The sequence below is a fragment of the Nocardiopsis lambiniae genome (assembly GCF_031845465.1).
GTDB lineage: Bacteria > Actinomycetota > Actinomycetes > Streptosporangiales > Streptosporangiaceae > Nocardiopsis > Nocardiopsis lambiniae.
On sequence record NZ_JAVREP010000002.1, the window covers coordinates 33,941 to 58,154 of the forward strand.

Annotated in this window: 26 protein-coding genes; 10 read left to right on the forward strand and 16 right to left on the reverse strand. The window is 70.1% G+C overall.

Annotation, left to right across the window (positions count from 1 at the left end; all coding sequences use genetic code 11):
- Position 1: 1 nt before the first annotated feature.
- The 3 genes from RM479_RS04535 to RM479_RS04545 form a co-directional block, all read right to left on the reverse strand.
- A complete protein-coding gene (locus RM479_RS04535) occupies positions 2-274 on the reverse strand; it encodes a hypothetical protein (RefSeq protein ID WP_311510472.1) in 273 nt (90 codons plus the stop codon).
- 129 nt (positions 275-403) lie between these two features.
- Positions 404-1,348 carry a methylmalonyl Co-A mutase-associated GTPase MeaB gene (gene meaB, locus RM479_RS04540; protein WP_311510473.1) on the reverse strand — a complete coding sequence of 315 codons (945 nt, stop codon included), beginning with the start codon at positions 1,346-1,348 and terminating at the stop codon, positions 404-406.
- A 205-nt stretch (positions 1,349-1,553) separates the two neighbouring features.
- On the reverse strand, positions 1,554-2,741 hold the full coding sequence (locus tag RM479_RS04545) for an acetyl-CoA C-acetyltransferase (RefSeq protein ID WP_311510474.1): 1,188 nt from the start codon (positions 2,739-2,741) through the stop codon (positions 1,554-1,556).
- An 86-nt stretch (positions 2,742-2,827) separates the two neighbouring features.
- On the opposite strand from RM479_RS04545, the gene mce reads away from it, so the two are divergent.
- Positions 2,828-3,286, forward strand: a complete 459-nt coding sequence (mce, locus tag RM479_RS04550) for a methylmalonyl-CoA epimerase (protein WP_311510475.1) — start codon at positions 2,828-2,830, stop codon at positions 3,284-3,286.
- A gap of 440 nt (positions 3,287-3,726) precedes the next feature.
- Complete coding sequence (locus RM479_RS04555) at positions 3,727-5,031, forward strand: DivIVA domain-containing protein (RefSeq protein WP_274812601.1); 1,305 nt, start codon at positions 3,727-3,729, stop codon at positions 5,029-5,031.
- Positions 5,032-5,152: 121 nt separating this feature from the next.
- On the opposite strand, the gene RM479_RS04560 is transcribed toward RM479_RS04555, so the two are convergent.
- From RM479_RS04560 to RM479_RS04570, 3 genes are all read right to left on the reverse strand, one after another.
- On the reverse strand, positions 5,153-5,893 hold the full coding sequence (locus RM479_RS04560) for an alpha/beta hydrolase (RefSeq protein WP_311510476.1): 741 nt from the start codon (positions 5,891-5,893) through the stop codon (positions 5,153-5,155).
- A gap of 32 nt (positions 5,894-5,925) precedes the next feature.
- Positions 5,926-6,249 (reverse strand): ATP/GTP-binding protein, encoded by a 324-nt coding sequence (locus tag RM479_RS04565; protein ID WP_311510477.1) that lies wholly within the window; start codon positions 6,247-6,249, stop codon positions 5,926-5,928.
- Positions 6,250-6,331: 82 nt separating this feature from the next.
- A complete protein-coding gene (locus RM479_RS04570; RefSeq protein WP_311510478.1) occupies positions 6,332-7,543 on the reverse strand; it encodes a 3-hydroxyacyl-CoA dehydrogenase in 1,212 nt (403 codons plus the stop codon).
- Between the two features lie 354 nt (positions 7,544-7,897).
- Between RM479_RS04570 and nucS the strand changes: the two genes are divergently transcribed.
- The 8 genes from nucS (at position 7,898) to RM479_RS04610 (ending at position 15,784) form a co-directional block, all read left to right on the forward strand.
- A complete protein-coding gene (gene nucS / locus RM479_RS04575) occupies positions 7,898-8,575 on the forward strand; it encodes an endonuclease NucS (RefSeq protein WP_311510479.1) in 678 nt (225 codons plus the stop codon).
- Between the two features lie 80 nt (positions 8,576-8,655).
- The gene (locus RM479_RS04580) at positions 8,656-9,540 is read left to right on the forward strand and encodes an ABC transporter ATP-binding protein (protein ID WP_311510480.1); all 885 of its coding nucleotides are present in this window, start codon (positions 8,656-8,658) and stop codon (positions 9,538-9,540) included.
- On the forward strand, positions 9,537-10,355 hold the full coding sequence (locus tag RM479_RS04585) for an ABC transporter permease (protein ID WP_311510481.1): 819 nt from the start codon (positions 9,537-9,539) through the stop codon (positions 10,353-10,355). Before RM479_RS04580 ends, RM479_RS04585 begins: the two co-directional genes overlap by 4 nt.
- Positions 10,355-11,584: a sensor histidine kinase gene (locus tag RM479_RS04590; RefSeq protein ID WP_311510482.1), complete on the forward strand. Its 1,230-nt coding sequence runs from the start codon at positions 10,355-10,357 to the stop codon at positions 11,582-11,584. Before RM479_RS04585 ends, RM479_RS04590 begins: the two co-directional genes overlap by 1 nt.
- Positions 11,581-12,216, forward strand: coding sequence for a response regulator transcription factor (locus tag RM479_RS04595; protein WP_311510483.1), 636 nt, complete (start codon positions 11,581-11,583; stop codon positions 12,214-12,216). Before RM479_RS04590 ends, RM479_RS04595 begins: the two co-directional genes overlap by 4 nt.
- A gap of 74 nt (positions 12,217-12,290) precedes the next feature.
- Positions 12,291-12,971 carry a DUF1707 SHOCT-like domain-containing protein gene (locus RM479_RS04600; protein WP_274812591.1) on the forward strand — a complete coding sequence of 227 codons (681 nt, stop codon included), beginning with the start codon at positions 12,291-12,293 and terminating at the stop codon, positions 12,969-12,971.
- 199 nt (positions 12,972-13,170) lie between these two features.
- Positions 13,171-14,799, forward strand: coding sequence for a M28 family peptidase (locus tag RM479_RS04605; RefSeq protein ID WP_397221452.1), 1,629 nt, complete (start codon positions 13,171-13,173; stop codon positions 14,797-14,799).
- 388 nt (positions 14,800-15,187) lie between these two features.
- The gene (locus tag RM479_RS04610) at positions 15,188-15,784 is read left to right on the forward strand and encodes a cob(I)yrinic acid a,c-diamide adenosyltransferase (RefSeq protein WP_311510484.1); all 597 of its coding nucleotides are present in this window, start codon (positions 15,188-15,190) and stop codon (positions 15,782-15,784) included.
- Positions 15,785-15,804: 20 nt separating this feature from the next.
- Here the strand turns inward: RM479_RS04610 and RM479_RS04615 are convergent, their stop codons facing one another.
- The 10 genes from RM479_RS04615 to atpB form a co-directional block, all read right to left on the reverse strand.
- Complete coding sequence (locus tag RM479_RS04615) at positions 15,805-16,320, reverse strand: hypothetical protein (protein WP_311510485.1); 516 nt, start codon at positions 16,318-16,320, stop codon at positions 15,805-15,807.
- Between the two features lie 89 nt (positions 16,321-16,409).
- Positions 16,410-16,874 (reverse strand): DUF2550 domain-containing protein, encoded by a 465-nt coding sequence (locus RM479_RS04620; RefSeq protein WP_311510486.1) that lies wholly within the window; start codon positions 16,872-16,874, stop codon positions 16,410-16,412.
- Between the two features lie 88 nt (positions 16,875-16,962).
- Positions 16,963-17,352, reverse strand: coding sequence for a F0F1 ATP synthase subunit epsilon (locus tag RM479_RS04625; RefSeq protein ID WP_311510487.1), 390 nt, complete (start codon positions 17,350-17,352; stop codon positions 16,963-16,965).
- A gap of 130 nt (positions 17,353-17,482) precedes the next feature.
- Entirely contained in the window at positions 17,483-18,925 is a 1,443-nt protein-coding gene (gene atpD / locus RM479_RS04630; protein WP_274812586.1) for a F0F1 ATP synthase subunit beta, read from the reverse strand.
- 5 nt (positions 18,926-18,930) lie between these two features.
- Complete coding sequence (locus RM479_RS04635) at positions 18,931-19,851, reverse strand: F0F1 ATP synthase subunit gamma (RefSeq protein ID WP_311510488.1); 921 nt, start codon at positions 19,849-19,851, stop codon at positions 18,931-18,933.
- Positions 19,852-19,854: 3 nt separating this feature from the next.
- Complete coding sequence (gene atpA, locus RM479_RS04640) at positions 19,855-21,495, reverse strand: F0F1 ATP synthase subunit alpha (protein WP_311510489.1); 1,641 nt, start codon at positions 21,493-21,495, stop codon at positions 19,855-19,857.
- A gap of 65 nt (positions 21,496-21,560) precedes the next feature.
- Entirely contained in the window at positions 21,561-22,385 is an 825-nt protein-coding gene (locus RM479_RS04645) for a F0F1 ATP synthase subunit delta (protein WP_311510490.1), read from the reverse strand.
- Positions 22,385-22,930: a F0F1 ATP synthase subunit B gene (locus tag RM479_RS04650; RefSeq protein WP_311510491.1), complete on the reverse strand. Its 546-nt coding sequence runs from the start codon at positions 22,928-22,930 to the stop codon at positions 22,385-22,387. Before RM479_RS04650 ends, RM479_RS04645 begins: the two co-directional genes overlap by 1 nt.
- Positions 22,931-22,960: 30 nt before the next feature.
- Positions 22,961-23,179, reverse strand: a complete 219-nt coding sequence (gene atpE, locus RM479_RS04655) for an ATP synthase F0 subunit C (RefSeq protein WP_220562989.1) — start codon at positions 23,177-23,179, stop codon at positions 22,961-22,963.
- 106 nt (positions 23,180-23,285) lie between these two features.
- Positions 23,286-24,143 carry a F0F1 ATP synthase subunit A gene (atpB, locus tag RM479_RS04660; RefSeq protein WP_311510492.1) on the reverse strand — a complete coding sequence of 286 codons (858 nt, stop codon included), beginning with the start codon at positions 24,141-24,143 and terminating at the stop codon, positions 23,286-23,288.
- Positions 24,144-24,214 lie beyond the last annotated feature (71 nt).

A 24,214-nucleotide genomic window follows, 5' to 3' on the forward strand; every position in this document is an offset into this window, starting at 1 on the left:
CTCATGCCGCACTGATACCCGTCTGTGGGGAGTCGCCCACCATGATGGCCCGGTCGCTCCGGCGCTTCCGAGCGGTGTCCCTCATCTGATCGACGCGGGCGGGGGTCACGCCCAGAGCACGGGCGATCTTGGCGCGGGTGCCCCGGGGGCCGGTCTCGATCTGGAGGAGGATCTCGTCCTCAAGGGCGATCCGGGCGGCCTGAACCGCCTCCTCACGTCGGACGAGGTCGGCTCGGCAGGTGAGCACAGCCGCCAGGTGGCGGTCATGATGCACGGCATGTCCGTTTCTACGCGGGTACGGGCTTCAAAGGTTACTACGACTTGTTTAAATCAGACTATGACAAGGTGATGCCTTCGAGGACGACCCGCGGGGCTTCGCCGAGGTCCTGCGCCGCGTCCTGTCCTAGGCGCCCAGTTCCTTGATGACGAGGTCGGCGGCGGCATAGGGGTCGCGGATGCCCTCGGCCACCTCGCGGGCCGCCGATTCCAGGGCACCGTCGTCGCCGACGGCGATCCGGGAGCGCAGCAGGTCCAGGACGATCGCCTGCACCTCCTCCCGGGCCCGGCGACGACGGCGCTCCGCCAGTTCACCGCTGTCCCGCAGATGCGCGAAGTGCCCGTCCAGGCACTCCCACAGCTCGTCCAGGCCCTCATCACGGACGGCGACCGTCATGACGATCGGCGGCTTCCACTCGTCGTCGGCGCGGTCCTTCATCGCCACCATCTGCCGCAGTTCGCGCAGGGTCGACCTGGCGCCGTCGCGGTCGGCCTTGTTGACGGCGAACACGTCGGCGACCTCAAGCACGCCGGCCTTGGCGGCCTGCACCGAGTCGCCCATGCCCGGGGCGCACAGCACCACGGTGGTGTCGGCCTGCCCGGCGATCTCCACCTCGGCCTGGCCGACGCCGACGGTCTCCACCAGGATCACGTCGAACCCGGCGGCGTCCAGGACGCGCAGGGCGTGCGGGGTGGCCCACGACAGACCGCCCAGGTGCCCGCGGTTGGCCATGGAACGGATGTACACGCCCGGGTCGGTGGCGTGCTCCTGCATGCGGACCCGATCCCCGAGCAGGGCGCCGCCGGTGAACGGGGAGGAGGGGTCCACGGCCAGCACGGCCACGCTCAGGTCGCGGGCGCGGGCGGCGCGCACCACCGCGTTCGTCGTGGTGGACTTGCCCACGCCGGGCGACCCGGTGAACCCGACGGTCCGGGCCCGGCCGGTGTGCGGGGCCAGGCCGGCCATGATCTCGCGCAGTTCGGGGGAGCCGTTCTCCACCAGGGTGATCGCGCGGGCCAGGGCCCGGCGATCCCCCCTCAGCAGCTTCTCGACCAGTCGGGGGGTGTCCATGCGGCTCCTTCCGTGCGCATGCGGCGGGGCGGCGGCTCGTGACCGCCGCCCCGCCGTTCTCACCAGGTGCGTCGTACTCCGGTCGGGGCCGGGTCCGGCCCCGGGTACACAGTGTCTTCGAGGATGAACGTCCCTCCGGGCGCGGCGCGCGGGCGGACCGGGGATCTCCCGAGACCCGGCGTCGCCCCGGAGGGAGGGGTGACCGCTACTCGGCGGGCACCGAGAACAGCAGGGCGTCGCCCTGACCGCCGCCGCCGCAGAGGGCCGCCGCGCCCAGACCGCCGCCGCGGCGGCGCAGCTCGTGGATCAGGTGCAGGGCGATGCGGGCGCCGGAGGCGCCGATCGGGTGACCGATCGCGATGGCGCCGCCGTTGACGTTGACGATGTCCGCGTCCACGCCCAGGTCCTTCATGGACTGGAGGCCGACTGCGGCGAACGCCTCGTTGATCTCGATGAGGTCGAGGTCGGAGACCTCCTTGCCGGCCTTGCCCAGCGCGTGCGCGATCGCGTTGGAGGGCTGGGAGTGCAGGGAGTTGTCCGGGCCGGCGACGTTGCCGTGCGCGCCGATCTCGGCGAGGACCGGCAGGCCCAGTTCCTCGGCCTTGGCCCGGCTCATCACGATCACGGCGGCGGCGCCGTCGGAGATCTGCGAGGAGGAGCCGGCGGTGATGGTGCCGTCGCGGTCGAAGGCCGGGCGCAGCTTGGCCAGGCTCTCGGCCGTGGTGCCGGGACGGACGCCCTCGTCGTGGCGGAACACGATCGGGTCGCCCTTGCGCTGGGGGATCTCCACGGGGACGATCTCCGCGTCGAACAGGCCCCGCTCCGCGGCCTCGGCGGCGCGCCGGTGCGATCGGGCCGCGAACGCGTCCTGCTCCTCGCGGCCGATGCCGAGCTTGGCGTTGTGCCGTTCGGTGGAGGCGCCCATGGAGTCGCCCTCGAAGGCGTCGGTGAGGCCGTCGTGCGCGGTGGCGTCGAGGACCTCGATCGCCCCGTACTTGTAGCCGTGCCGGGACTTGGGCAGCAGGTGCGGCGCGTTGGTCATGGACTCCATGCCGCCCGCGACGACGATGTCGAACTCGCCTGCGGCGATGAGCTGGTCGGCCAGGGCGATGGCGTCCAGGCCGGACAGGCACACCTTGTTGATGGTGACCGAGGGGACGTTCATGGGGATACCGGCCTTGACGGCGGCCTGACGCGACGGGATCTGTCCGGCGCCGGCCTGGAGGACCTGACCCATGACCACGTACTCGACCTGGTCGCCGCCGATACCGGCGCTGTCGAGCGCGCCCTTGATCGCGAAGCCACCGAGGTCGACGGCGGAGAACCCGGCGAGGGAGCCGAGGAGTCGTCCGGTGGGGGTCCGTGCCCCACCGACGATGACGGAACCGGGCATCGTAACTGGCCTCCAAGTGATCGATGACGCACCTGGTCTGCAACGATACCCACACAGCCGTTCGCCGCCGTCGAGAGGTTCACCCGATGAGCAACGCCCCTGATCGCGCCGCCTCCGCCCCCGCCGCGACCCGTCTCGACCACGTCGGCATCGCCTGCCGGGACCTGGACGCCTCGATCGAGTTCTACCGGTCCACCTACGGTTTCGAGGTGGAGCACGAGGAGGTCAACGAGGAGCAGGGCGTGCGCGAGGCGATGCTCCGGGTCAACGGCGCCGACGACGGCGGCGCCACGTATCTGCAACTGCTGGAGCCGACCCGTCCCGACTCCCCGGTCGCCAGGTTCCTGGAGCGCAACGGTGAGGGCGTGCATCACATCGCGTTCGGCACCGGGGACGTCGTCGCCCTCGCGGCGGGCGTCGGGGACCGTGGCGTGCGCGTCCTGGACGCGGAGCCGCGCCGGGGCACCGCCGGCTCGCGGATCGTGTTCCTGCACCCCAAGGACTGTGGAGGCGTCCTCACCGAACTCGTGCAGAGCGCCCACTGACCGGAGTGTCCGGAACGCCCCCAACGTCACGGGGGCGTTCCGGACACATCACATCTCACGCACCGTGGGCGTGACCGGACTCAAACCCCGCCGGAAGTTACCCGAAACCCTCTTCCCAGGGGTTCCCCGCTTGATAAAGTCGGTTGGCCACCGGATGTGAATCTCCGGCGTCGATCCACGTCTCACGATCCGGTGGTTCGACAACCGGGTCGGCAGCGCCACCGCCCCGTCGCGCCACACCGTGGCGGGCCAAGACGGGTGGAGCGCACCGACGGCGTCGGCGACGGTCGGCCGGTCGCGACCTCGCCACGCCGCTCCATACCCGAGTCCGCACCCGGACCGGAAAGCACGCCCGTCCCCCGGGGTCCCCGACACCGCCCAGAACGCGGTCCCCGGTCGTTCGCAAGTAGCCGTCTCGCACCCGTTCAGGATTCCGCCACATGCCGTCAAACAACATCGACACCCAACTCAACAACATCTTCGACGAGGACAACACCCCACCCGAGTTCGACGTGGTGTTGCGTGGCTATGACCGCACCCAGGTGACGGACTACCTGGACGGCCTGCGCAACGAGGTCAAGCAGACCACCAAGCAGGTCGAGAAGTTCAAGGCCGAGCTCAGCGCCAAGAACCGCCAGCTCCAGGAGCGGGAGCGCCCCTCCTACGCCGGGCTCGGCTCGCGCATCGAGGAGCTGCTGCGGCTGGCCGAGGAGCAGGCCAACGAGCTGGTCCAGAGCGCCCAGATCGACGCCAACGACATCCGGTCGGCCGCCAAGATCGAGGCCGCCGAGATGCGGGCCGCGGCCGAGTCCGAGGCCACCGAGGTGCGCACCCTCGCCCAGCGCGAGGCCGACGAGTCCCGCCAGAGCGCCGAGGCCGAGGCGGAGGAGATCTCCACCAGCGCCCGCCGCCGGGCCGACGAGCTGTCCGCCACCACCGAGCGCGAGGTCCAGAAGAAGCGCGCCGCGGTCGACCACGAGATCGCCGAGAAGCGGGCGACCTTCGAGGGTGAGATCGCCAAGCTGCGCACCACCACCGAGCGCGAGTGCGCCCAGGCGCGCGCGGCCGCCAAGCGCGAGCGCGACGAGACCATCCAGGCCGCCAAGAGCCAGGCCGAGGAACTCCGCAAGAACGCCGAGCGCGCCTACGCCGAGTCCGAGGCCCGTCGCACCGAGCTAGAGGACCAGTTCGAGCTCCAGCTCGCCGACCGGCGGGCCGAGGCCGAGCGTCAGGACGCCGAGCGTCTGGCCGCCGCCCAGGCCGCCACCCAGAAGATGGTGTCCGAGGCGGAGGAGCGCGCCGCCAGCGCCGACCACCACGCCAAGCAGGCCAGCCAGCAGGCCGAGCAGACCCGGCGCGACGCCGAGAACCACGCCAAGCAGCTGGTCGGCAACGCCAAGAAGAACGCCGGCCAGATCGAGTCGGAGGCCAAGTCCAAGGCCGAGCACCAGCTCAGCGACGCCAAGAGCGAGGCCAACCGCATCCTGACCGCCGCCAAGAAGGAGGTCGACGAGCTCAACCGCCAGCGCGACAGCATCCAGTCGCACCTCCAGCAGCTGCGTCAGCTGCTCGGTGGCGGTGCCCTCCCGAACGCGGCCGCCGCGGCCCCCGCGGCCCCGGCCCCCGCTCCCGTCGCCGCCGCTCCGGCGGCCCCGGCGATCGCCGAGGCCGCCCCGGCCGAGGAGGCCAAGCAGCCGGCCCGTTCCGGCAAGGGCGCCGACGACGAGGACTGGTGGCAGGAGTAGTCACCCCGGGCCCTCGGGCCCCGCGGTCGTGACGTGACGAGGGCCCGTCTCCCCTGAAGGGGGGAGGCGGGCCCTCGTTCTCGCGTACGGGAGCGGTCGACCGCGTCCGGTCCGCCGATGTTCAGCCCAGGGCCTGGACGTCCCTCTCGTGGGGGCCGTCCCACTCGGTGGGCAAGGGGTGGGCGTCGGGGTTGACCCGCTTGACGATCTCGTCGAGGACCCGGCGCACGTACGGTTCCCCGACCCACAGGTGCTTGGCGCCGTCCACGCCGATGACCTCGGCCTGGGTGAGCGGCTTGAACCGCTCCCGGGCCTCCTCGGGGCGCAGGTAGTCGTCGTGTTCGGGGACCAGCGCCACCACGGGCTTGCCGGTGACCCGCCAGTTCTCCATGTCCGCCTCGGTGGCCCGGTGCAGCGGCGGCGACAGCAGCAGGGCGCCCTCGATCTGCGGGTCTGCGCCCCACTTCAGGGCCAGTTCGGTGCCGAACGACCAGCCGAGCAGCCACGGCCGGGGCAGCCCCTCGAACTCGGTGAACTCGATGGCGGCGAGCACATCGTGCTTCTCGGTCTCGCCCTCGCCGAACTCCCCCTGGCTGGTGCCGTGGCGGGAGGTGGTGCCGCGCGTGTTGAAGCGCAGCACCGCGATGTTCGCCAGCGCGGGCAGCCGGAACGACGCCTTGCGCAGGACGTGGCTGTCCATCATGCCCTCGGCCGTGGGCAGCGGGTGCAGGCACACCAGGGTCGCGACCGGTTCGCCGCCCTCGGGCAGGGCGAGTTCGCCGATCAGCTCCAGCCCGTCGGCGGTGTGCAGGGTGATGGGTCGTCGCACGGCGGGCAGCACCGTGGTGGCTCGGATCTCCATGGCTCCTCGGTCCGGTTCTCGGTGGTCGGGGCTCAGTATCGGGGTGCGCGCCGGGAGCGGCGGTCCCAGCAGGAGGAGTGCCAGTGCCGACGGTCGTCGCCGTCGCCGTAGGGGCGCCAGACGACGACGTGGGCCATCCCGACGGGGATCTCCTGGGCGCAGCCGGGGCAGCGGTAGACCTTCACCGCCGCCGCGCCGATGACGCGCCGGATGATCCATTCGCCGTCGGGGCCGGTCTCACGGCTCTGGCCGCCGGTGATCCGGAGCATGAGGGCGTCCTCGGCTTCGGGGCCGCCTCCGGGGGCGCGGCCACCGCGGGAGGACTTACGACGGGAGGAATTACGACGCGGGCTCACCCGTCCAGGGTAGGAGAGAACGGGCAGTGGCCGCCGCCACAGACGTACTGCGGCGACGGCCACCGGGGTGTTCTCGGGGAGATCAGGCGTGGCAGGCGCAGCCGCCGTGGCCCTCTTCCTCCGGGGTGTCGGGAAGCCGGTCCATGAGGAGCGGGGCGGGGACCGCGATGGTGGTCAACCCGTACTCGCCCATGGCGACCAGGGTGGTGACCACGGCCTCGGCGCCGCGCTCGTCGAGCAGCTCGGTCGGGCCCTTGGGGTAACCGCAGCCGAAGCGCATCGCGGTGTCGACGTCCTGGGCGGTGGCGTAGCCGTCGCCGATCATCCGCATGGCGTCGTCGATCTGCGGGGCGAGGAGGATCTCACCCAGGTCGAGGGTCTCCTCCTCGCGGATCATCTCGGCGTAGCGGCCGGTGGGACGGGGCTCGGGGGCCTCGTCACGACCGGCGTAGAAGCCCCTGCCGGCCTTGCGGCCGTAGTGACCGGCGGCGACCATGCGGCGCAGCAGCGGGGCCGCGGCGTAACGCGGGTCGCGGTACTCGTCCCACAGCACGTCCATGACGGCCAGGCACACGTCGATCCCGACCATGTCGGCCAGGGCGAGCGGGCCCATCGGCAGGCCGGCGGCCTTCTTGACCGACTCGTCGATCTCCTCGCGGGTGGCGACCCCGCGCTCGTAGAGGCGCACCGCGTCGTTGATGTAGGGCACCAGCAGCGCGTTGGCGACGAACCCGGCGCGGTCCCCGACCGTGACGGGGGTCTTGCCGATGCGCTTGGCCATCTCGGTGACGATGTCGACGGTCTCGGCGGAGGCGGAGACCGTGGTGATGACCTCGGCCAGCTTCATGACCGGGGCCGGGTTGAAGAAGTGCAGACCGACGACCTTCTCCGGGCGTCCGGTGAGGGCCGCGATCTCGGTGACCGACAGCGAGGAGGTGTTGGTCGCCAGGATCGTCTCGGGCTTGCAGATCCGGTCCAGGTCGCCGAACACGTCGCGCTTGAGGTCCATCCGCTCGGGAACGGCCTCCACGACGAGGTCGGCGTCCGTCAGGTCCTCTCGGGACGTGGTGAACGTCAGTCGCTCCTCGATCGCGGAGCGCTCCTCCTCGGTGAGCTTGCCCTTGGCGACGGCGCGCCCGAGCGACTTGTCCAGATGGCCACGGCCGCGGTCGAGGGCGGCCTGGTCGATCTCGACCCCGATGACGTTGAAACCGGCCCGGGCGAACACCTCGGCGATGCCCGCGCCCATCGTGCCGAGTCCGACGACACCGACCTTCTTGAATTCCTGCACCATGAGGCCAGCCTAGACGGCCCGACGACCCGTACCGCCCGCAGGGCCCCCTTGGCCGTACTCACGGGTAACACGATGTCGGGACATGCCCGGCGGGACCGCCGCCACGACGGGCGGCGGTCCCGCCCCTCCCCTCCCTCCCGGGGTGGGCGGGCCGCGCGGTCCGTCCAGGCGGGCCTCGGCGACCCGCACCGCGCGTTCTCTGGAGACGTTAAGCGCCCGACCCCGTTCCGGTCACGGGGCGTGAAGGCCACAAAGTCCTTGCCCCCGGGGTGATCGGACCTGCCCTCGGGGACCGGTCGGCCGGTCCGGCCGTTCTGCGGCGGGCACCCCCGGAAGGCGGTAACGTGACGTTTCGTGCGTCTCGTCATCGCTCGGTGCAGCGTCGATTACGTCGGCCGGCTCACCGCCCACCTGCCCATGGCCCCGCGGCTGATCCTCATCAAGGCCGACGGGAGCGTGTCCATCCATGCCGACGATCGGGCCTTCAAGCCCCTCAACTGGATGAACCCCCCGTGCAGACTCCGAGAGGAGACCGTCGAGGACGGACCCGACGTCTGGACCGTCACCCACGGCAAGTCCGGCGAGAAGCTGGTGCTGACCGTGGAGGAGGTCCTGCACGACTCCTCGCACGAACTCGGCAAGGACCCCGGCTTGCAGAAGGACGGGGTCGAGGCCCACCTCCAGGAACTGCTCGCCGAGCACATCACCACCCTCGGCGACGGCTACACCCTCATCCGCCGCGAGTACCCGACCGCGATCGGGCCGGTCGACATCCTGTGCCGGGACGGCGAGAACCGGACCGTGGCCGTGGAGCTCAAGCGGCGCGGCGACATCGACGGCGTCGAACAGCTCACCCGCTACCTGGAGCTGCTCAACCGCGACCCCAACCTGTCCCCGGTGCGGGGCGTCTTCGCCGCCCAGGAGATCAAGCCCCAGGCGCGCGTGCTCGCCGAGGACCGGGGCATCTCCTGCGTGGTCCTGGACTACGACGAACTGCGCGGCATCGAACCGGACGTCCTCCGCCTGTTCTGACCGGTGTCCTCCACTCGGAGGACACCGGACCGACCGTTCGCCCGATACCGCCCGGCCCCGGGCCGCGCGAGGCTCGGTTCATGAGCGAAACGGTCATCGAGGTCACCGGCCTCGTCAAGGAGTACGGCGGGCACCGGGCCGTCGCGGGGGTGGACCTGTCGGTCCCCGAGGGCGAGATCTTCTCCCTGCTCGGCCCCAACGGCGCCGGCAAGTCGACCACGGTCGAGATCCTGGAGGGTTTCCGTCGGCGCGACGGCGGGGCCGTCCGGGTGCTCGGCGTCGACCCCGAGAAGGCCGACCGGTCCTGGCGGTCCCGGATCGGCATCGTCTGGCAGGGCGAGACGCTGCTGCCCAAGGTGCCGGTGCGCGAGGTCGTCCGGCATTTCGCCGGCCACCATCCCCGCCCCCGCGACCCCGACGCGGTCCTGGAACTGGTCGGGTTGACGGAGAAGGCCCGCGCCCTCCCGGAGTCCCTGTCCGGCGGTCAGAGACGCCGTCTGGACGTGGCCCTGGGCATCGTCGGCGACCCTGAGCTGCTGTTCCTGGACGAGCCCACCACCGGTTTCGACCCCAAGGCTCGACGGGACTTCTGGGAGCTGATCCGGAACCTGGCGAGGGAGGGCACCACCGTCGTCCTCACCACCCATTACCTGGAGGAGGCCGAGGCCCTCGCCGACCGGGTGTGCGTCCTGGCCGAGGGGCGGGTCCGCGCACTGGGCTCCCCCGCCACCCTCGGTGGTCGGGCCACGGCGCAGGCCACGGTGCACTGGTCACAGGACGGCGTGCGGCGCGAGATCCGCACCGACGAGCCCACCCGGGTGATCACGGAGCTGGCCGCGGGCTACCCGGGGGAGATCCCGGAACTGCGCGTGCACCGCCCCACCCTGGAGGACGTCTACCTGGAGCTGATCGGCGACGCCGAGGGCATCGGAACCCGCACCGCGCAGCCGGAGGCCGTGGCATGAGCACCCTCACCGACGTCCGGCTCCCCGGCACGCTCCGCCTGGGCCTGTCCCGGGGATGGCTGGAGATCCGCTCCTTCACCCGGGAGTGGGAGAGCGTCATCTTCACGTTCGCCCTGCCCGCCCTGATCCTGACGATGTTCGCGTCGATCTTCGACGGCCTGTTCGACATGGGCATGCCCGCCGTCGACCACTACCTGCCCGGCCTGTTCGCCATGGGCCTGATGTCGGTCAGCTTCCAGACCCTGGGCGCCGGTATCGCCACCGAACGCGACCAGGGCGGACTGCGCCGGCTGCGCGGCACCCCGATGCCGCCCGCCGCCTACTTCATCGGCAAGACGGTACTGGTGTTCTTCCTCGCCGCCGGACAGGCCGTCCTGCTGCTCGGGGTCTCCGCGCTGGTCTTCGACGCGACCATGCCGGGTTCCGCCGCCGACTGGCTCACGGTGGCCTGGGTGCTCGTCCTGGGCACGATCGCCTGCTCCCTGCTGGGCATAGCGGTCAGCTCCCTGGCCCGCACCGCCCAGGCGGCGTCGACCATCGTGGTGGTGCCGTTCCTGGTGCTGCAGTTCACCTCCGGGGTGTTCGTCCCGGTGGCCGTGCTGCCCGACTGGGTGCTGACCTTCGCGTCGCTGTTCCCGCTGCTGTGGATGGCGCAGGGCATGCGGGCCGCCTTCCATCCCGACGCGATGGCGGCGTTCGAACCCTCCGGAGCGTGGGACCTGCACCTGGTCGCCCTGGCACTGGGCGCCTGGTGTGTGGTGGGGTTGGTCCTGGTTCTGCTGACGTTCCGGTGGAAGACGCGAAAGGACGGGTGATGGTCGTGGCGACGCGGGCTCCGGAGCGGGCGCCGGAGCCCCCCGGCGGGGAACGACACGCCTGGGACCTGGGACCGGCCTGGTACCTGTACCTGTCCGGCTCGATGGTCCTGGTCGCCGTCATCGGCGTCCTCTCCCAGCCCGGCGTCCGGGGCTGGGCGGGCGCCGCCCTCCTGGGCGTGGTCGCCGCGCTGTACCTGTCCTACGGACGGAGTCTCTACCTCCAGGACCGATACGGCACCCCGATCACCGGTGTCTTCGCGCTGACCGTGGCGGCCCTGGTCACCGTGGCCGTCCACTTCGCTCCGATCCTGACCTTCTGCCTGTTCGTGGTCGCCCCCATGTGCTTCATGACGGCCGGGGCGGTGTACGGGACCGCCTCGGTCGGCATGATCCTGCTGCTGCCCACCCTCACCGGCTGGTGGCGGGGCGACGTCGACACCCTCGACGCCCTCGTGGTCACCGGGATCCATCTGGTCATCATCGGCTTCTCCCTGTGGTTCGGCCGCTGGTTCGAGAAGGTCGTCGAGGAGAGCTACGAACGCGCCGAACTCATCCGCGAACTGCGGGAGAGCCGGGCCGAGGCCGCCCGCCTGTCGGAGGAGGGCGGCGCGCTGGCCGAACGCGAACGCCTGGCCCGCGAGCTGCACGACACCCTCGCCCAAGGGTTCACCAGCATCATCACCCTCACCCAGGCCGTGGAGTCGGAACTGGACACCGATCCCGCCCTGGCCCGCCGGCACCTGGCCCTGATGCGGGAGACGGCGGCGGAGAACCTGGACGAGGCCCGGGCCATGGTGGCCGCCCGCCGCCCCGGACCGCTCGGTGAGGACACCCTGGAGGCGGTGCTGCACCGGATCGGTGCGCGGCTGGGCACCGAACTGGGCATCCCGGTCACCGTCGAGGTCCTCGGCGGACCCCGAGAGCTGCCCGGCGACCTCCAGGTGTGCCTGCTGCGCACCGCTCAGGAGGCACTGGCCAACATCCGCAAGCACGCCGACGCCGATCGGGTCCGGCTCACCCTGGCACACAGCGACGCGGGGACCCTGCTCACCGTCACCGACGACGGACGCGGTTTCGACCCCACCGTGCCCGGCACCGGCAACGGCCTGCCCGGCATGCGCCATCGCGCGCAGAGCGTGGAGGGGTCCCTGGAGATCGACACCGCCCCGGGGAGGGGCACCACCGTCCGCCTGGCCCTGCCCGAACCCGAAGAGGTGGCACCGTGATCCGTGTCCTGTTGGTCGACGACCACCCCGTGGTCCGCGAGGGCATCCGCGGCATGCTCTCCGCCGAGGCCGACCTCGACATCGTCGGCGACGCCGCCTCCGGCCCCGAGGCGGTGGCCCGGGTCACCGAACTGCGCCCCGACGTGGTCCTGATGGATCTGCGCATGCCCGGTGGGGACGGGGTCGCGGCCACCGAGCGCATCGGCGCCGAACACCCCGGCACCCACGTCCTGGTGCTCACCACCTACGACACCGACACCGACATCCTGCGGGCGGTGGAGGCCGGGGCCACCGGTTACCTGCTGAAGGACACCCCGCGCGCCGAACTGGTCGAGGCGGTGCGGGCTGCCGCACGCGGGGAGACGGTCCTGAGCGGGAGGCTGGCGGGCAAACTCGTCACCGGAATGCGCGACCGTGCCGCGCCCGCCGGACCCGGGTTGTCCCCGCGCGAGGTCGAGGTACTGCGGCTGGCCGCCGACGGGCTGACCAACGCCGCGATCGGACGAGCCCTGCACATCAGCGCGACCACGGTGAAGACGCACCTGATGCGGGTGTACGAGAAACTCGGTGTCGGGGACCGGACCTCGGCCGTCAGCCGGGCCATCCGGCGGGGTCTGCTCCCCGGGGCCTGAACGGCTCCATCCCGGGGTGACACCGGGGTTCCTCCCCGATGCGCCGGAGGGTGCCTCACGGGCAGAATCGACATATGGTGGAAACGATGAGCGAGATCACTCCCCCCGACCCCGGTCGGATGCGCGCCTCGGACGCCGACCGCGACGCCGTGGCGCACCGACTCCAGGACGCCTTCGCGGAAGGCCGTCTGGACCCCGACGAGCACAGCGAGCGGCTCGACGCGGTCTACCGCGCCAAGACCATCGGCGAACTCGTCCCCCTCACCCGGGACCTGCCCGCCCCCACCGGCACCGGTGCCCCGGCGGCTCCCGCGCCCGGCGACTTCCGTTCCCCGCGACCGCTCTACGGCGCTGGACGGATCGTCGACCAGCCGCCGACGAGCACCGTCGCGATCGCCGTCATGGGGGGCGCCGACCGCTCCGGGAGCTGGGTGGTCCCGGAGAACTTCTTCGCGTTCGCCCTCATGGGCGGTGTGGAGCTGGACCTGCGCGAGGCCCGGTTCACCCACCGCGAGACCACGATCTGGACCAACACCATCATGGGCGGGATCGGCATCCTCGTGCCGGACGACGTGCAGGTGCGCGTCCACGGCCTGCCGTTCATGGGCGGTTTCGGAGTGGGCGGCGGGACCCCGAGCGTGGTCGACCCCGGGGCGCCCATCGTGCACGTGCGCGGCATCGCCCTCATGGGCGGCGTGGGTGTGGACTACCGCAGGCGCAAGCACCAGAAGGAACAGGGCGAGATCGAGGATTGACCCGGACGACGCCCGCGCTCCCGCGAGACGTTCGGAGCGTTTCGGGCCGTCGATCCAATCACAGTGGCCACCGGAAGGTAAGGCCCGTGGCTGATTGTGGCAACCTGTGCGCCGATGCTTGCTCTGGGCGCCCGTTCGGTGCCAGTCTGCATCGATACCTCGCCTACCCCGGGTGTCCATCCCCCGACACTTCGGAGCGATGGGCTCCCCCGTACACGGAGGAACATCGTTGCGCACCCCACAGAGACGACGGGCGGCGACCGCGGGTCTCGCCGCCCTGTTGATGACCGCGGGCACCCTCGCGGCCTCTCCCGCCCACGCCGACACCACGACACCGGAGACCCGTGGCGGCGCCGGTGAGGTCGAGGCCCCCGACTGGCTCAAGCGGCCGGTCCGGCCCGAGAAGCCGGTCCGCCCCAACGTCCCGGCGCAGCCGCAGGAGCCGACCGACCCGGCCTTGTCGGAGCTGGTGACCGCCGACGCCATCAAGGCGCACATGGAGAACCTGAACACGATCGCCGAGTACAACGGCGGCAACCGGGCGACGAGCACGCCCGGCTACGACGTCTCCGCCCTGTACATCGAGGACCAGCTGGAGCGGGCCGGGTACACGACCTACCGCCACGAGTACGACTACGAGCTGTGGCGCGAGCAGTCCGACGCGGTCCTGGCGCAGACCGCGCCGGGGGAGGCCGTGTACGAGGACGGGACCGACTTCCGGACCATGTCGTACTCCGGCGCCGGTGACGTGACGGCCCCGGCGGTGGCGGTCAACACCGGCAGCGCCGCGAGCGGCTGCTCGCCCGACGACTTCGCCGCCTTCCCCGAGGGCGCGATCGCGATCACGCTGCGCGGTACCTGCCCGTTCGCCCAGAAGGTCGCCAACGCCGCGGACGCCGGCGCGTCCGCCGCCCTGGTGGTCAACAACGCGGACGAGGTGTTCGCCGGCACCGTCAGCGAGCTCTCGGCCATTCCGGCGCTGGGCGTCTCCGGTGTCACCGGGGCCGACCTGATCGCGGCCGACGGCTTGGAGCTGCGCGTCAAGGTGGACGCGACCGTCGTGGAGGAGACCTCGTTCAGCGTGCTGGCCGAGACCGCCGGCGGCCGTGCGGACAACGTGGTGGTCGTGGGCGCCCACCTGGACGGCGTCGAAGAGGGTCCGGCCATCAACGACAACGGGTCCGGGACGGCCTTCGTCCTGGAGACCGCGATCCGTCTGGCGGACCTGCCCGCTCCGAAGAACAAGGTGCGCTTCGCGTTCTGGGGGACCGAGGAGGAGGGCCTGATCGGGTCCACGGAGTACGTGACCGGTCTGACCGACGGCGAGCTCGACGACATCGCGCTGTACCTGAACTTCGACATGATCGGCTCCCACAACTACGCCCGGCTCGTCCTGGACGGCCGGATGGAGCTGCCGGACTCGTCCGGCGCCCCCTCGGGTTCGGGTGCGATCGCGAAGGTGTTCGAGGACTACTTCGCGGCCCAGGGCCAGGTCAGTGAGCCGGGTGTGCTGAGCGGCCGTAGCGACTACCGCGCCTTCATGGAAGCGGGCATCCCGTCGGGCGGACTGTTCAGCGGCGCCGACGGTGTCAAGAGCGAGGAGCAGGTGGAGTGGTACGGCGGCACCGCGGGTGAGCAGTTCGACCCGTACTACCACACACCCGACGACACCCTGGAGAACGTCAACTGGGACTCGGTCGCCGAGCTGGCCGCCGCGGGCGCGCACGGCGTGGAGTTCCTCGCCGCGAGCACGCTGCCGGTCAACGGTGTGCTGAGCACCCGGGCCGCCGCGGAGTTCTCGCGTCTGGGACACGACTGGGTCATCTGACCGAGAGGCCCCGAACGAGGAAGAGGGGGCGGACGGCGTGAACCCCCCGGTTTCACGCCCGTCCGCCCCCTCGCGGTGCCTCCCCCTCGCACCCGCCCGAGCGGCCCCCCTCATGACTCCGCTCGGGTACGGTGCGCGAGCACCACTCCGGGACTACTTTGAGTAGCTCCCTCACTCCATAAGGTATCAGTGAGCCACGTCACCTCTCACCCCCCGATGCCGAATGGTTATTCTCCGTTACCATCGCCCTTCGATGGGCGCGTCCTCTCGCAGGACGACCGGCGCGGGTCGGCCCGGGGCCGGCCGTCCAAGCGAAGGCGGCGCGGCGAGAGGTCGCCTGGTGGTCGCGAGGCGGAATGACCCGCCGAACACGATCTAGGGTGGGGGCATGACTCAACGGGACACGGACAAGCCGGTCGTGCTGTCCAAGATCTACACGCGCACCGGGGACGCCGGCACCACGGCGCTCGGCGACATGAGCCGTACGGACAAGAACGACTCCCGGATCGTCGGGTACGCCGACACCGAGGAGGCCAACGCCGCCATCGGCTCCGTGCTCACCTTCGGCGAGGTCCCCGAGGACGTACGGACGCTGCTCTCCCGCGTGCAGAACGAACTGTTCGACCTCGGGGCCGACCTGTCCACACCCATCGTGCCCGACCCCGGGTACCCGCCGCTGCGCGTCCTTCCGGAGTACGTCACCCGACTGGAGGAGGCCTGTGACACCTACAACGCCGACCTGCCCACCCTGCGGAGCTTCATCCTCCCCGGCGGATCCCCCACCGTCGCCCTGATGCACACCGCCCGGGTCGTGGTGCGCCGGGCCGAACGCAGTGTGTGGGCGGCCATCGCCGAGCACGGCGACACCGTCAACCCGCTGACCGCGCGGTACCTCAACCGTCTCTCCGACCTGTTGTTCATCCTGGGTCGGTACGTGGCGGAGGAGGGCGACGAGATCCTGTGGAGGCCCGGCGGGGAGCGCTGACCCCTTGAGGACGGCCGGGATCAGCAGGCCGGGGGGAACGCACCCGGATCGGTGTACTCGGCCTCGCCCTCGCGGGAGACGCTCGCGTACACACCCTGTTCGGAGGCCAGGGCCTCGGTGGTGAACCGCAGCACGGCGATGTCGTGCTCGGTCTCCTCACCGGGCTCGGCCTCCACGGTGCCCACCCCCAGCAGGTACTCCTCCTGGGGGGAGTCCGGGCCCATCCGGTAGACCGCGCGGCCGTCGTCGTCGACGATGCGCCAGTCCTCCCCCGGGGCGGACAGGTCGACCTCGATGGAGTCGCCCTCGAACGCGCGGGTGGCCACCAGGTGTCTTCGCTGTTCCTCGCCGAGCAGGTCGATCTGGCGGGGAGGTTCCTCACCGCACCAGCTGATCATGACGACCGGGAAGCGGTGCCCGGCGGTGAAGTGTCCGGTGGCGACAGCGGCGACATGACCACCGGGCGGCTGGCAGGCGACGATGAACGGGCTGAGAAGGGCGAGGGCCGTCAGGCCCCGCAACCGCGATGCGACCATGGACACGCATCCTGCCATGCCGCTCCCCCGCCGTGGCGGCGGCGCACCGGGCGCCGGCCGGGAGGAGCGGAGGAGGGCGGGGACACCGTTCAGGCCTCCCAGCGGGTGCCGGGCGGCAACGACTCCATCCAGGACAGGAAACCGGTCAGGGTCGCGTCGTTCATGGCGATCTCCATCTCGGCCGTCTTCGGTTCACGTCCGTCCTCGGCGGCCCAGCCCACCTGCACGACGGTGACGTCCGAGGGCAGGTGCTCCGCCGGTTCCGGCGGTCGGCGCCCCACAATGACGAGACCGCGGCGCGACAGCTCTGCTGTCGGCCGCGGTCTGATCGAGAAGGCGGGGAACCAGCCCAGGTTCTCCGAGCCGTACCGGCACAGGCCGATCCGCCAGGAGCCCCGGCGCCCCCTCACGCCCGGGGAACGGAGATGACACTCCACCGCGCCACCGCGCCGCAGCAGGAGACGGCGGCGCAGCACGCCGGCGCACACCACCGCCACCGCGCACAGGACGAGGGCGAGGAACGCCCACCGTAGGAACTCCAGAGGTTGTTCCATAGCACCCCCGTCTTTCGGTCGGTAGAACCAGGGCGTCTCCCGCGGCGCTCACACTGCCGAGCGACGGGCGGCATCCGCCGAACGCGTCCTAGGCGACGTCCTCACCGGCGGCGCGCAGGCGGCTGCGAGCGCGCACCAGGGCGGCGCCGTCGTCCGCGTCGGTCGCCTTCTTCAGCGCCGTGCGGGCACGGTCGACGTCGATGTCCTCGGCGAGTTCCGCGGTCTCGGCGAGGATGGAGATGCGACCCTCGCCCGACACCGAGATGAACCCGCCGTGCGCGGCGGCCCGGACCTCTCCGTTCTCCCGCGCGCCCAGCACGCGGACGACCGCGTCCTCGGCGAGCAGCGACAGCACGGGGATGTGCCCCGGCTGGATACCGATCTCACCCTCGACGGTCTTCGCGATGACCATGTCGCCCTCGCCGGCCCAAACCTCGTGCTCGGGCGAGACGATCTCGACGAAAAGCTTCTTCGACACTGCCTGAACTCCTCGGCCAGCGATTGGATTCGGCGGGGCCGACCACCATGACGGCGGCCGGCCCCGACCGAGAACTGCGAACTATCCCGCCCGTCGCCCGCCATCACCTCGACGGACGCTTCGCGCGGTTTCAGCCCTGGAGCTTCTTGGCCTTCTCGACGACCATGTCGATGTTGCCGACGTCGAGGAACGCCTGCTCGGGCAGGTGGTCGTACTCACCGTCGCACAGACCCTTGAAGGAGGCGATGGTCTCCTCCAGGGGAACGAACACACCCGGCGTACCGGTGAACTTCTCCGCCACGAACATGTTCTGCGACAGGAAGCGCTCGATGCGACGCGCGCGGTTGACGATGATCTTGTCCTCTTCGGACAGCTCGTCCATACCGAGGATGGCGATCTGGTCCTGGAGGTCCTTGTTGCGCTGGAGGATCTCCTTGACCCGCTGCGCGACCTGGTAGTGCTCCTGACCCACGTACTGCGGGTCGAGGATGCGGGAGGTCGACGCCAGCGGGTCCACCGCGGGGTAGATGCCCTTCTGCGAGATCGGGCGGGAGAGCTCGGTCGTCGCGTCCAGGTGGGCGAACGTGGTCGCCGGAGCCGGGTCGGTGTAGTCGTCCGCGGGGACGTAGATCGCCTGCATGGAGGTGATCGAGTGACCCCGGGTCGAGGTGATCCGCTCCTGGAGCTGACCCATCTCGTCGGCCAGGTTGGGCTGGTAACCCACGGCGGAGGGCATACGGCCCAGCAGCGTGGAGACCTCGGAACCCGCCTGGGTGAAACGGAAGATGTTGTCGATGAACAGGAGCACGTCCTGGTTCTGAACGTCGCGGAAGTACTCCGCCATGGTCAGAGCCGACAGCGCCACGCGCAGACGGGTGCCCGGGGGCTCGTCCATCTGGCCGAAGACGAGAGCGGTGTCCTGGAGGACCTCCATCTCGTCCATCTCCAGGAAGAGGTCCGTACCCTCACGGGTGCGCTCGCCGACACCGGCGAACACGGACACACCACCGAAGTTGCGGGCGATACGGGTGATCATCTCCTGGATCAGCACGGTCTTGCCGACACCGGCACCACCGAACAGGCCGATCTTTCCACCGCGCACGTACGGGGTGAGAAGGTCGATGACCTTGATACCCGTGACCATCATCTCGGTCTTGGACTCAAGCTGGTCGAACGCCGGCGGCTTACGGTGGATCGGCCAACGCTCGGTGACGTTGAGCTCCGCGATCGGCACGTCCATGGACTCGCCCAGGGTGTTGAACACGTGACCCTTGACGATGTCGCCGACCGGCACACTGATGGGCTCGCCGGTGTCGCGCACCTCGGCGCCACGGACCAGACCGTCCTGCGGGGCGAGGGAGATGGCCCGCACCAGGTTGTCACCCAGGTGCTGGGCGACCTCCAGGGTGATGACCTTCGTCTCGCCACCGACGGTCACGTCGGTGTGGAGGGCGTTGTAGATACCAGGGATGGAGCCGACGGGGAATTCCACGTCGACGACCGGGCCGGTGACCCGGGCGATACGACCGGTGGCGGTGCCGGCACCGGTCGTCTCTTCAACAGTCGCAGTCACTTTTCTTACTCACTTCCCGCGCTTGCAGCAGAGAGCGCGTCGGCACCGCCGACAATCTCACTGATCTCGTTGGTGATCTCGGCCTGCCGCGCCTGGTTGGCCAGACGGGTCAGGTTCTTGGCGAGTTCCTCGGCGTTGTCGGTGGCGGCCTTCATGGCCGCGCGACGGGACGCCTGCTGGGATGCCGCGGACTCCAAGAGGGCGAAGTAGATGCGGTTGGTCACGTACTGCGGGAGCAGCCGGTCCAACGCCTCCTCGGCGGAGGGCTCGAACTCGTACAGCGGCAGTGCCTGCCCGCCGTGCGCGGCTTCGAGCTCCGCCTCGTCGACCTCTTCCACCTCCAGCGGCAGCGCCCGCGTGGCGGACGCGCGCTGGGTCAGCATCGACACGAACTCGGTCGAAACCACGTGGATCTCGTCAACGCCGCCCTCGGAGGTGTCCTGGGCGAACCTCTCCATGAGCGCGGTGCCGATCTCCTGGGCGTGCGCGTAGGTCGGACGCTCGGTGATGCCCTCCCACTGGTCCTCGACCTTGCGGTCGCGGAACTTGTAGGCGGCCATGCCCTTACGGCCCACCATGTAGGTGACGACCTCCTTGCCCTGCTCCTTGAGGAGCTGGGCGAGGGAGTCGGCCTCCTTGAGGACGTTGGACGAGAAGGCGCCGGCCAGGCCCTTGTCACTGGTGATGACCAGGACGGCGGCACGGGTGGGGTTCTCGGCCTCGGTCAGCAGCGGGTGGTCGGACACCCGGCTCGCCAGGGCCGAGACCGCCCTGGTGATCTCCCGCGCGTAGGGTCCGGCAGCCTCAGCCGCACGCTGCGCCTTGGTGATGCGCGTCGTGGCGATGAGCTCCATCGCACGGGTGATCTTCGCCGTCGACTTCGTCGCGCGGATCCTCCGGCGATAGACGCGAAGCTGTGCACCCATGGGTTACTTCCCGCCCTTGGCGACCTTGATGGTCTCTTGGCCGACGTTCTCCTCTTCGAGCGCCTCGGCCTCGGCCTCGGTGCCCAGGAGCGTGCCCGCGGAGGTCTGGAAGCCCTGCTTGAACTTGTCGAGCGCGCCCTCCAGGGCCTGCTCGGTCTGGCTCTCGAACTTCCCGCTCTCACGGATGTCGTCGAGGACGCTCGCGTGCTCGCGGTCGAGGAAGTCCAGGAAGTCCTCCTCGAAGCGGCGCACGTCCTCGACGGGCACGTCGTCGATGCGGCCGGTGGTGCCCATCCAGATGGAGACGACCTGCTTCTCCATCGCGAACGGGGAGTACTGGCCCTGCTTGAGCAGCTCCATCAGGCGGGCGCCGCGCGCCAGCTGCTGCTTGGAGACCGCGTCCAGGTCGGAGCTGAAGGCGGAGAAGGCCTCAAGCTCGCGGTACTGGGCCAGGCCCAGACGGAGGGTACCGGAGACCTTCTTCATCGCCTTGGTCTGGGCCGCGCCACCGACACGGGAGACCGAGATACCGACGTCGATGGCCGGGCGCTGGCCCTGGTTGAACAGCTCGGAGTCCAGGAAGACCTGGCCGTCGGTGATGGAGATGACGTTGGTGGGGATGTACGCCGAGACGTCGCCCGCCTTGGTCTCGATGATCGGCAGCGCCGTCAGCGAGCCCTTGCCCAGCTCGTCGGAGAGCTTGGCGCAGCGCTCCAGGAGCCGGGAGTGGAGGTAGAAGACGTCACCCGGGTAGGCCTCACGGCCCGGCGGGCGGCGCAGCAGAAGGGAGACCGCGCGATAGGCCTCGGCCTGCTTGGTCAGGTCGTCGAAGACGATGAGGACGTGCTTGCCCTCGTACATCCAGTGCTGGCCCAGGGCCGAACCGGTGTAGGGGGCGAGGTACTTGAAGCCCGCCGCGTCGGACGCGGGGGCCGCGACGATGGTGGTGTACTCCATCGCGCCGGCCTCTTCGAGGGCACCTCGCACACTGGCGATGGTGGAGCCCTTCTGGCCGATCGCGACGTAGATGCAGCGCACCTGCTTGTCGGGGTCGCCCGACTCCCAGTTCGCCTTCTGGTTGATGATCGCGTCGACGCAGACCGCGGTCTTGCCGGTCTGCCGGTCGCCGATGACCAGCTGGCGCTGGCCACGGCCGATCGGGGTCATCGAGTCGATCGACTTGATACCGGTCTGAAGCGGCTCGTGAACGGGCTTGCGCTCCATCACGGTCGCGGCCTGCAACTCCAGCTCACGGCGCTCGGTGGACGCGATCTCGCCCTTGCCGTCGATGGGGGAGCCCAGGGGGTCCACCACACGGCCGAGGAAGTCGTCACCCACCGGCACCGAGAGGAGGCGGCCGGTGCGACGCACCTTCTGCCCCTCTTCGATCCCGGTGAAGTCGCCCAGCACAACGGCACCGATCTCGCCGATTTCGAGGTTCTGGGCCAGGCCCAGGGTTCCGTCCTCGAACTTCAGCAGCTCGTTCGCCATCGCCGAGGGAAGGCCACTGACGCGGGCGATGCCATCACCGGAGTAGGTGACGGTACCGACCTCTTCCGCGCGGGTGGCCTCAGGCTCGTACGACTGGACGAAGCGCTGCAGCGCGTCCCGGATCTCATCCGGCCGGATCGTCAGCTCCGCCATCTCTACGTTGTCCTTGCTCTCAAGTGGCGCCTGACCGGCGCCGTGCGTGCTTGCCTTGCGTTTCTTCAGCCGGCCAGACGGCGCTGGGCCTCGGCGATACGCCCGGCGATGGTCCCGTCGATGACCTCGTCCCCCACCTGGATGGACAGGCCACCCACGATCTCGGGAACGACCTCGATGTTCAGGTGGATGTCGCGGCCGTAGGCCCGCGACAACGCGGCCCCCAGCCGGGACTGCCGGTCCTCGCTCAGGGCGACGGCGCTGCGGACGACCGCGACGTAGCGCATGGCGCGCTCGGCGACGATCCGACCGTAGTTGTCCAGCGCCTGTTCCAGGGTACGTCCCCGGGGTCGGGTGACCGCTTGGCCGACGAGGGTCAGCGTCGCGGAGTCCACCTTGCCCGAGAGCAGGTCCTCCAGGAGGGAGAGCTTGTGCTCGGGGGAGACCCCGTCACGGGTCAGGGCGTCGCGCAGTCGCGGCTGGGCGGCGACGATCCGCTCGAAGCGGAACAGTTCGTCCTCCAGCCCGTCCAGGGCCGCGGCGCTCCGGAGGGAGGCGATGGTCGTGTAGACCGCCATCCGCTCCAGGGCGTCCACGAGGTCGCGGGCGCTCGACCACTTGGCCGAGACGACGTCGGAGGCCACGAGGACCGCCGACGGCGACACCTTGGACTCCAGCAGGCTCCCGATGAGGCCGGTCTTGGCCTCGGACGGGTTCGCCTGGTCGGCCAGCCAGCGGCGCAGCGAGTGCTCCTCGGTGAGCAGGCCGACGACCTGGAACAGCTCGCCGCCCAACGCGACACCGCTCTGGGCGGTGCCGGCCGACGCCAGGACGTTCTCGTCCAGGCGCCGGGTCACCTCTGTCAGCGACGTGCGGCTGATACCACGCATCAGCGCACCTCGGCTTGCTGCTTGCCCTCGCTCTGCTCCAGCTCGTCCAGGAACCGGTCGATGACGCGGTTCTGAGCGGCGCTGTCGCTGAGGCTCTCGCCGACGATCCGGCTGGCGAGCTCGGTGGAGAGCGTGCCGATCTCACCCTTGAGCTGGACGAACGCCTGCTGGCGGTCGGCCTCGATCTGGGCGTGGGCCGCCTCGATGATGCGGCGGGCCTCGACCTGGGCCTCCTCGCGCGCCTCGGCGATGATCGCCGCGCGCTGCTCCTTGGCCTTCTCCAGCTCCTGGGCGTACTCGCGGTGGGCCTCTTCGAGCTTCTCGCGGTACTGCTGGCGGATCTCGTCCGCCTCGGCCTCGGCCTTCTGAGCGCGAGCGATGCCACCCTCGATCTGGTCGGCACGCTCGTCCAGCGCCTTCGTCAACCGCGGCCACATCTTGTAGACGACGCCGAGGATGATGAGGAAGGCGATGAGGCCGAAGGTGAACTCGTCCCAGTGAATCCGCAGGACGTTTTCTTCAGCTGCCAAATACACGGTTGGCATCCCCTTCGCGTTCTCTATGACCAGGTGCTACTAGACGGCGAACGCGAGCACGAAGCCGAGGATGGCCAGGGCCTCGATGACGGCGAAGCCGAAGATCATCTGGCCCTGGAGGACGCCACGGGCCTCAGGCTGGCGGGCGATGGCCTGGACACCGAGACCGAAGACGAGACCCACACCGATGCCGGGGCCGATGGCGGCGAGGCCGTAACCGATGCTGTTGAGGTTACCTTCGATGGCGGCGAGATCCATTGATATTCCCTTTACTACAGGCCGACGATCATGGACGTCGTCGGACGAACGTGATGAACCGAATAGGTCTTGCGGTACGTACCGGGAGGGACCACGGGGGCCTCTCCTAGTGCGCGCCCTCCATGGCCTCACCGAGGTAGATGGAGGAGAGGAGAACGAAGACGTAGGCCTGCACCGCCATGATGAACAGCTCGAAGGCCGTGAAGACCAGGAAGCCGAGCAGGGCGATACCGGAGTAACCGACCGAGATGGCTCCGAACAGCGGACCCATCGGGGAGGTCGGGTTGAACATGTAGAAACCGGCAGCCGCGAACAGTGCGAGCAGCAGGTGCCCGGCGAACATGGTCGCGAACAGACGGATCATGTGCGTGGCCGGACGGATGACGAAGTTCGACAGTGCCTCGATGGGCACCACGACCGGCAGGATCCACCCGGGGACACCGCCGGGGACGAGGCGGGCCTTGAAGTGGGCGCCGACTCCGTGGCGGCGGATGCCGACCACGTTCCACAGGATGAAGATGAACAGGGCCAGTACCGCGGGGAAGGCCAGGTTGGAGGTCACCGGCAGTTGGAGGCCGGGGATGATGCCCATGACGTTCATGCAGAAGATGAACAGGAACAGGGTCACCATCAGGGGGAGGTACTTGTCCCCCTCCTTGCCCATGGTGGTCCGGGTGACCTGGTCGCGCAGGAAGCCGACCAGCAGTTCGGCCATGCTCTGACCGCGGCCCGGAACGACCTTGGCCCTACGGGTGGTGAAGTACCAGAAGGAGGCGGCGACGATCAGTGCGACCACCGCCACCAGGTAGTACTTGGTCAACCCGGAGGTACCGGCCAGGCCGAAGTCGACCCACGGCGTCGGGAAGAAGAGGCTCCCGACAGTAGGAGCCTCGAAACCACAGCCATCCCCGAAGAGGTGGCAGCCTGATTCGGACGCCGCGACGACGCTCACGTCAGCACCCACGGCGATCCCTTTCGTCGTGACGCAACTCAATCCTTGGTTCTCTGGTCGGGACGCCCCTGCCCACGGCGGGG

Bases quoted from the DNA above. Each gene is read 5' to 3' on its own strand.
- meaB (WP_311510473.1), bottom strand. From the start codon at position 1,348: ATGGACACCCCCCGACTGGTCGAGAAGCTGCTGAGGGGGGATCGCCGG.
- RM479_RS04545 (WP_311510474.1), bottom strand. From the start codon at position 2,741: ATGCCCGGTTCCGTCATCGTCGGTGGGGCACGGACCCCCACCGGACGA.
- mce (WP_311510475.1), top strand. From the start codon at position 2,828: ATGAGCAACGCCCCTGATCGCGCCGCCTCCGCCCCCGCCGCGACCCGT.
- RM479_RS04555 (WP_274812601.1), top strand. From the start codon at position 3,727: ATGCCGTCAAACAACATCGACACCCAACTCAACAACATCTTCGACGAG.
- RM479_RS04560 (WP_311510476.1), bottom strand. From the start codon at position 5,893: ATGGAGATCCGAGCCACCACGGTGCTGCCCGCCGTGCGACGACCCATC.
- RM479_RS04570 (WP_311510478.1), bottom strand. From the start codon at position 7,543: ATGGTGCAGGAATTCAAGAAGGTCGGTGTCGTCGGACTCGGCACGATG.
- RM479_RS04580 (WP_311510480.1), top strand. From the start codon at position 8,656: ATGAGCGAAACGGTCATCGAGGTCACCGGCCTCGTCAAGGAGTACGGC.
- RM479_RS04585 (WP_311510481.1), top strand. From the start codon at position 9,537: ATGAGCACCCTCACCGACGTCCGGCTCCCCGGCACGCTCCGCCTGGGC.
- RM479_RS04590 (WP_311510482.1), top strand. From the start codon at position 10,355: ATGGTCGTGGCGACGCGGGCTCCGGAGCGGGCGCCGGAGCCCCCCGGC.
- RM479_RS04600 (WP_274812591.1), top strand. From the start codon at position 12,291: ATGGTGGAAACGATGAGCGAGATCACTCCCCCCGACCCCGGTCGGATG.
- RM479_RS04605 (WP_397221452.1), top strand. From the start codon at position 13,171: ATGGGCTCCCCCGTACACGGAGGAACATCGTTGCGCACCCCACAGAGA.
- RM479_RS04610 (WP_311510484.1), top strand. From the start codon at position 15,188: ATGACTCAACGGGACACGGACAAGCCGGTCGTGCTGTCCAAGATCTAC.
- RM479_RS04615 (WP_311510485.1), bottom strand. From the start codon at position 16,320: ATGGTCGCATCGCGGTTGCGGGGCCTGACGGCCCTCGCCCTTCTCAGC.
- RM479_RS04620 (WP_311510486.1), bottom strand. From the start codon at position 16,874: ATGGAACAACCTCTGGAGTTCCTACGGTGGGCGTTCCTCGCCCTCGTC.
- RM479_RS04635 (WP_311510488.1), bottom strand. From the start codon at position 19,851: ATGGGTGCACAGCTTCGCGTCTATCGCCGGAGGATCCGCGCGACGAAG.
- atpA (WP_311510489.1), bottom strand. From the start codon at position 21,495: ATGGCGGAGCTGACGATCCGGCCGGATGAGATCCGGGACGCGCTGCAG.
- RM479_RS04645 (WP_311510490.1), bottom strand. From the start codon at position 22,385: ATGCGTGGTATCAGCCGCACGTCGCTGACAGAGGTGACCCGGCGCCTG.
- RM479_RS04650 (WP_311510491.1), bottom strand. From the start codon at position 22,930: ATGCCAACCGTGTATTTGGCAGCTGAAGAAAACGTCCTGCGGATTCAC.
- atpE (WP_220562989.1), bottom strand. From the start codon at position 23,179: ATGGATCTCGCCGCCATCGAAGGTAACCTCAACAGCATCGGTTACGGC.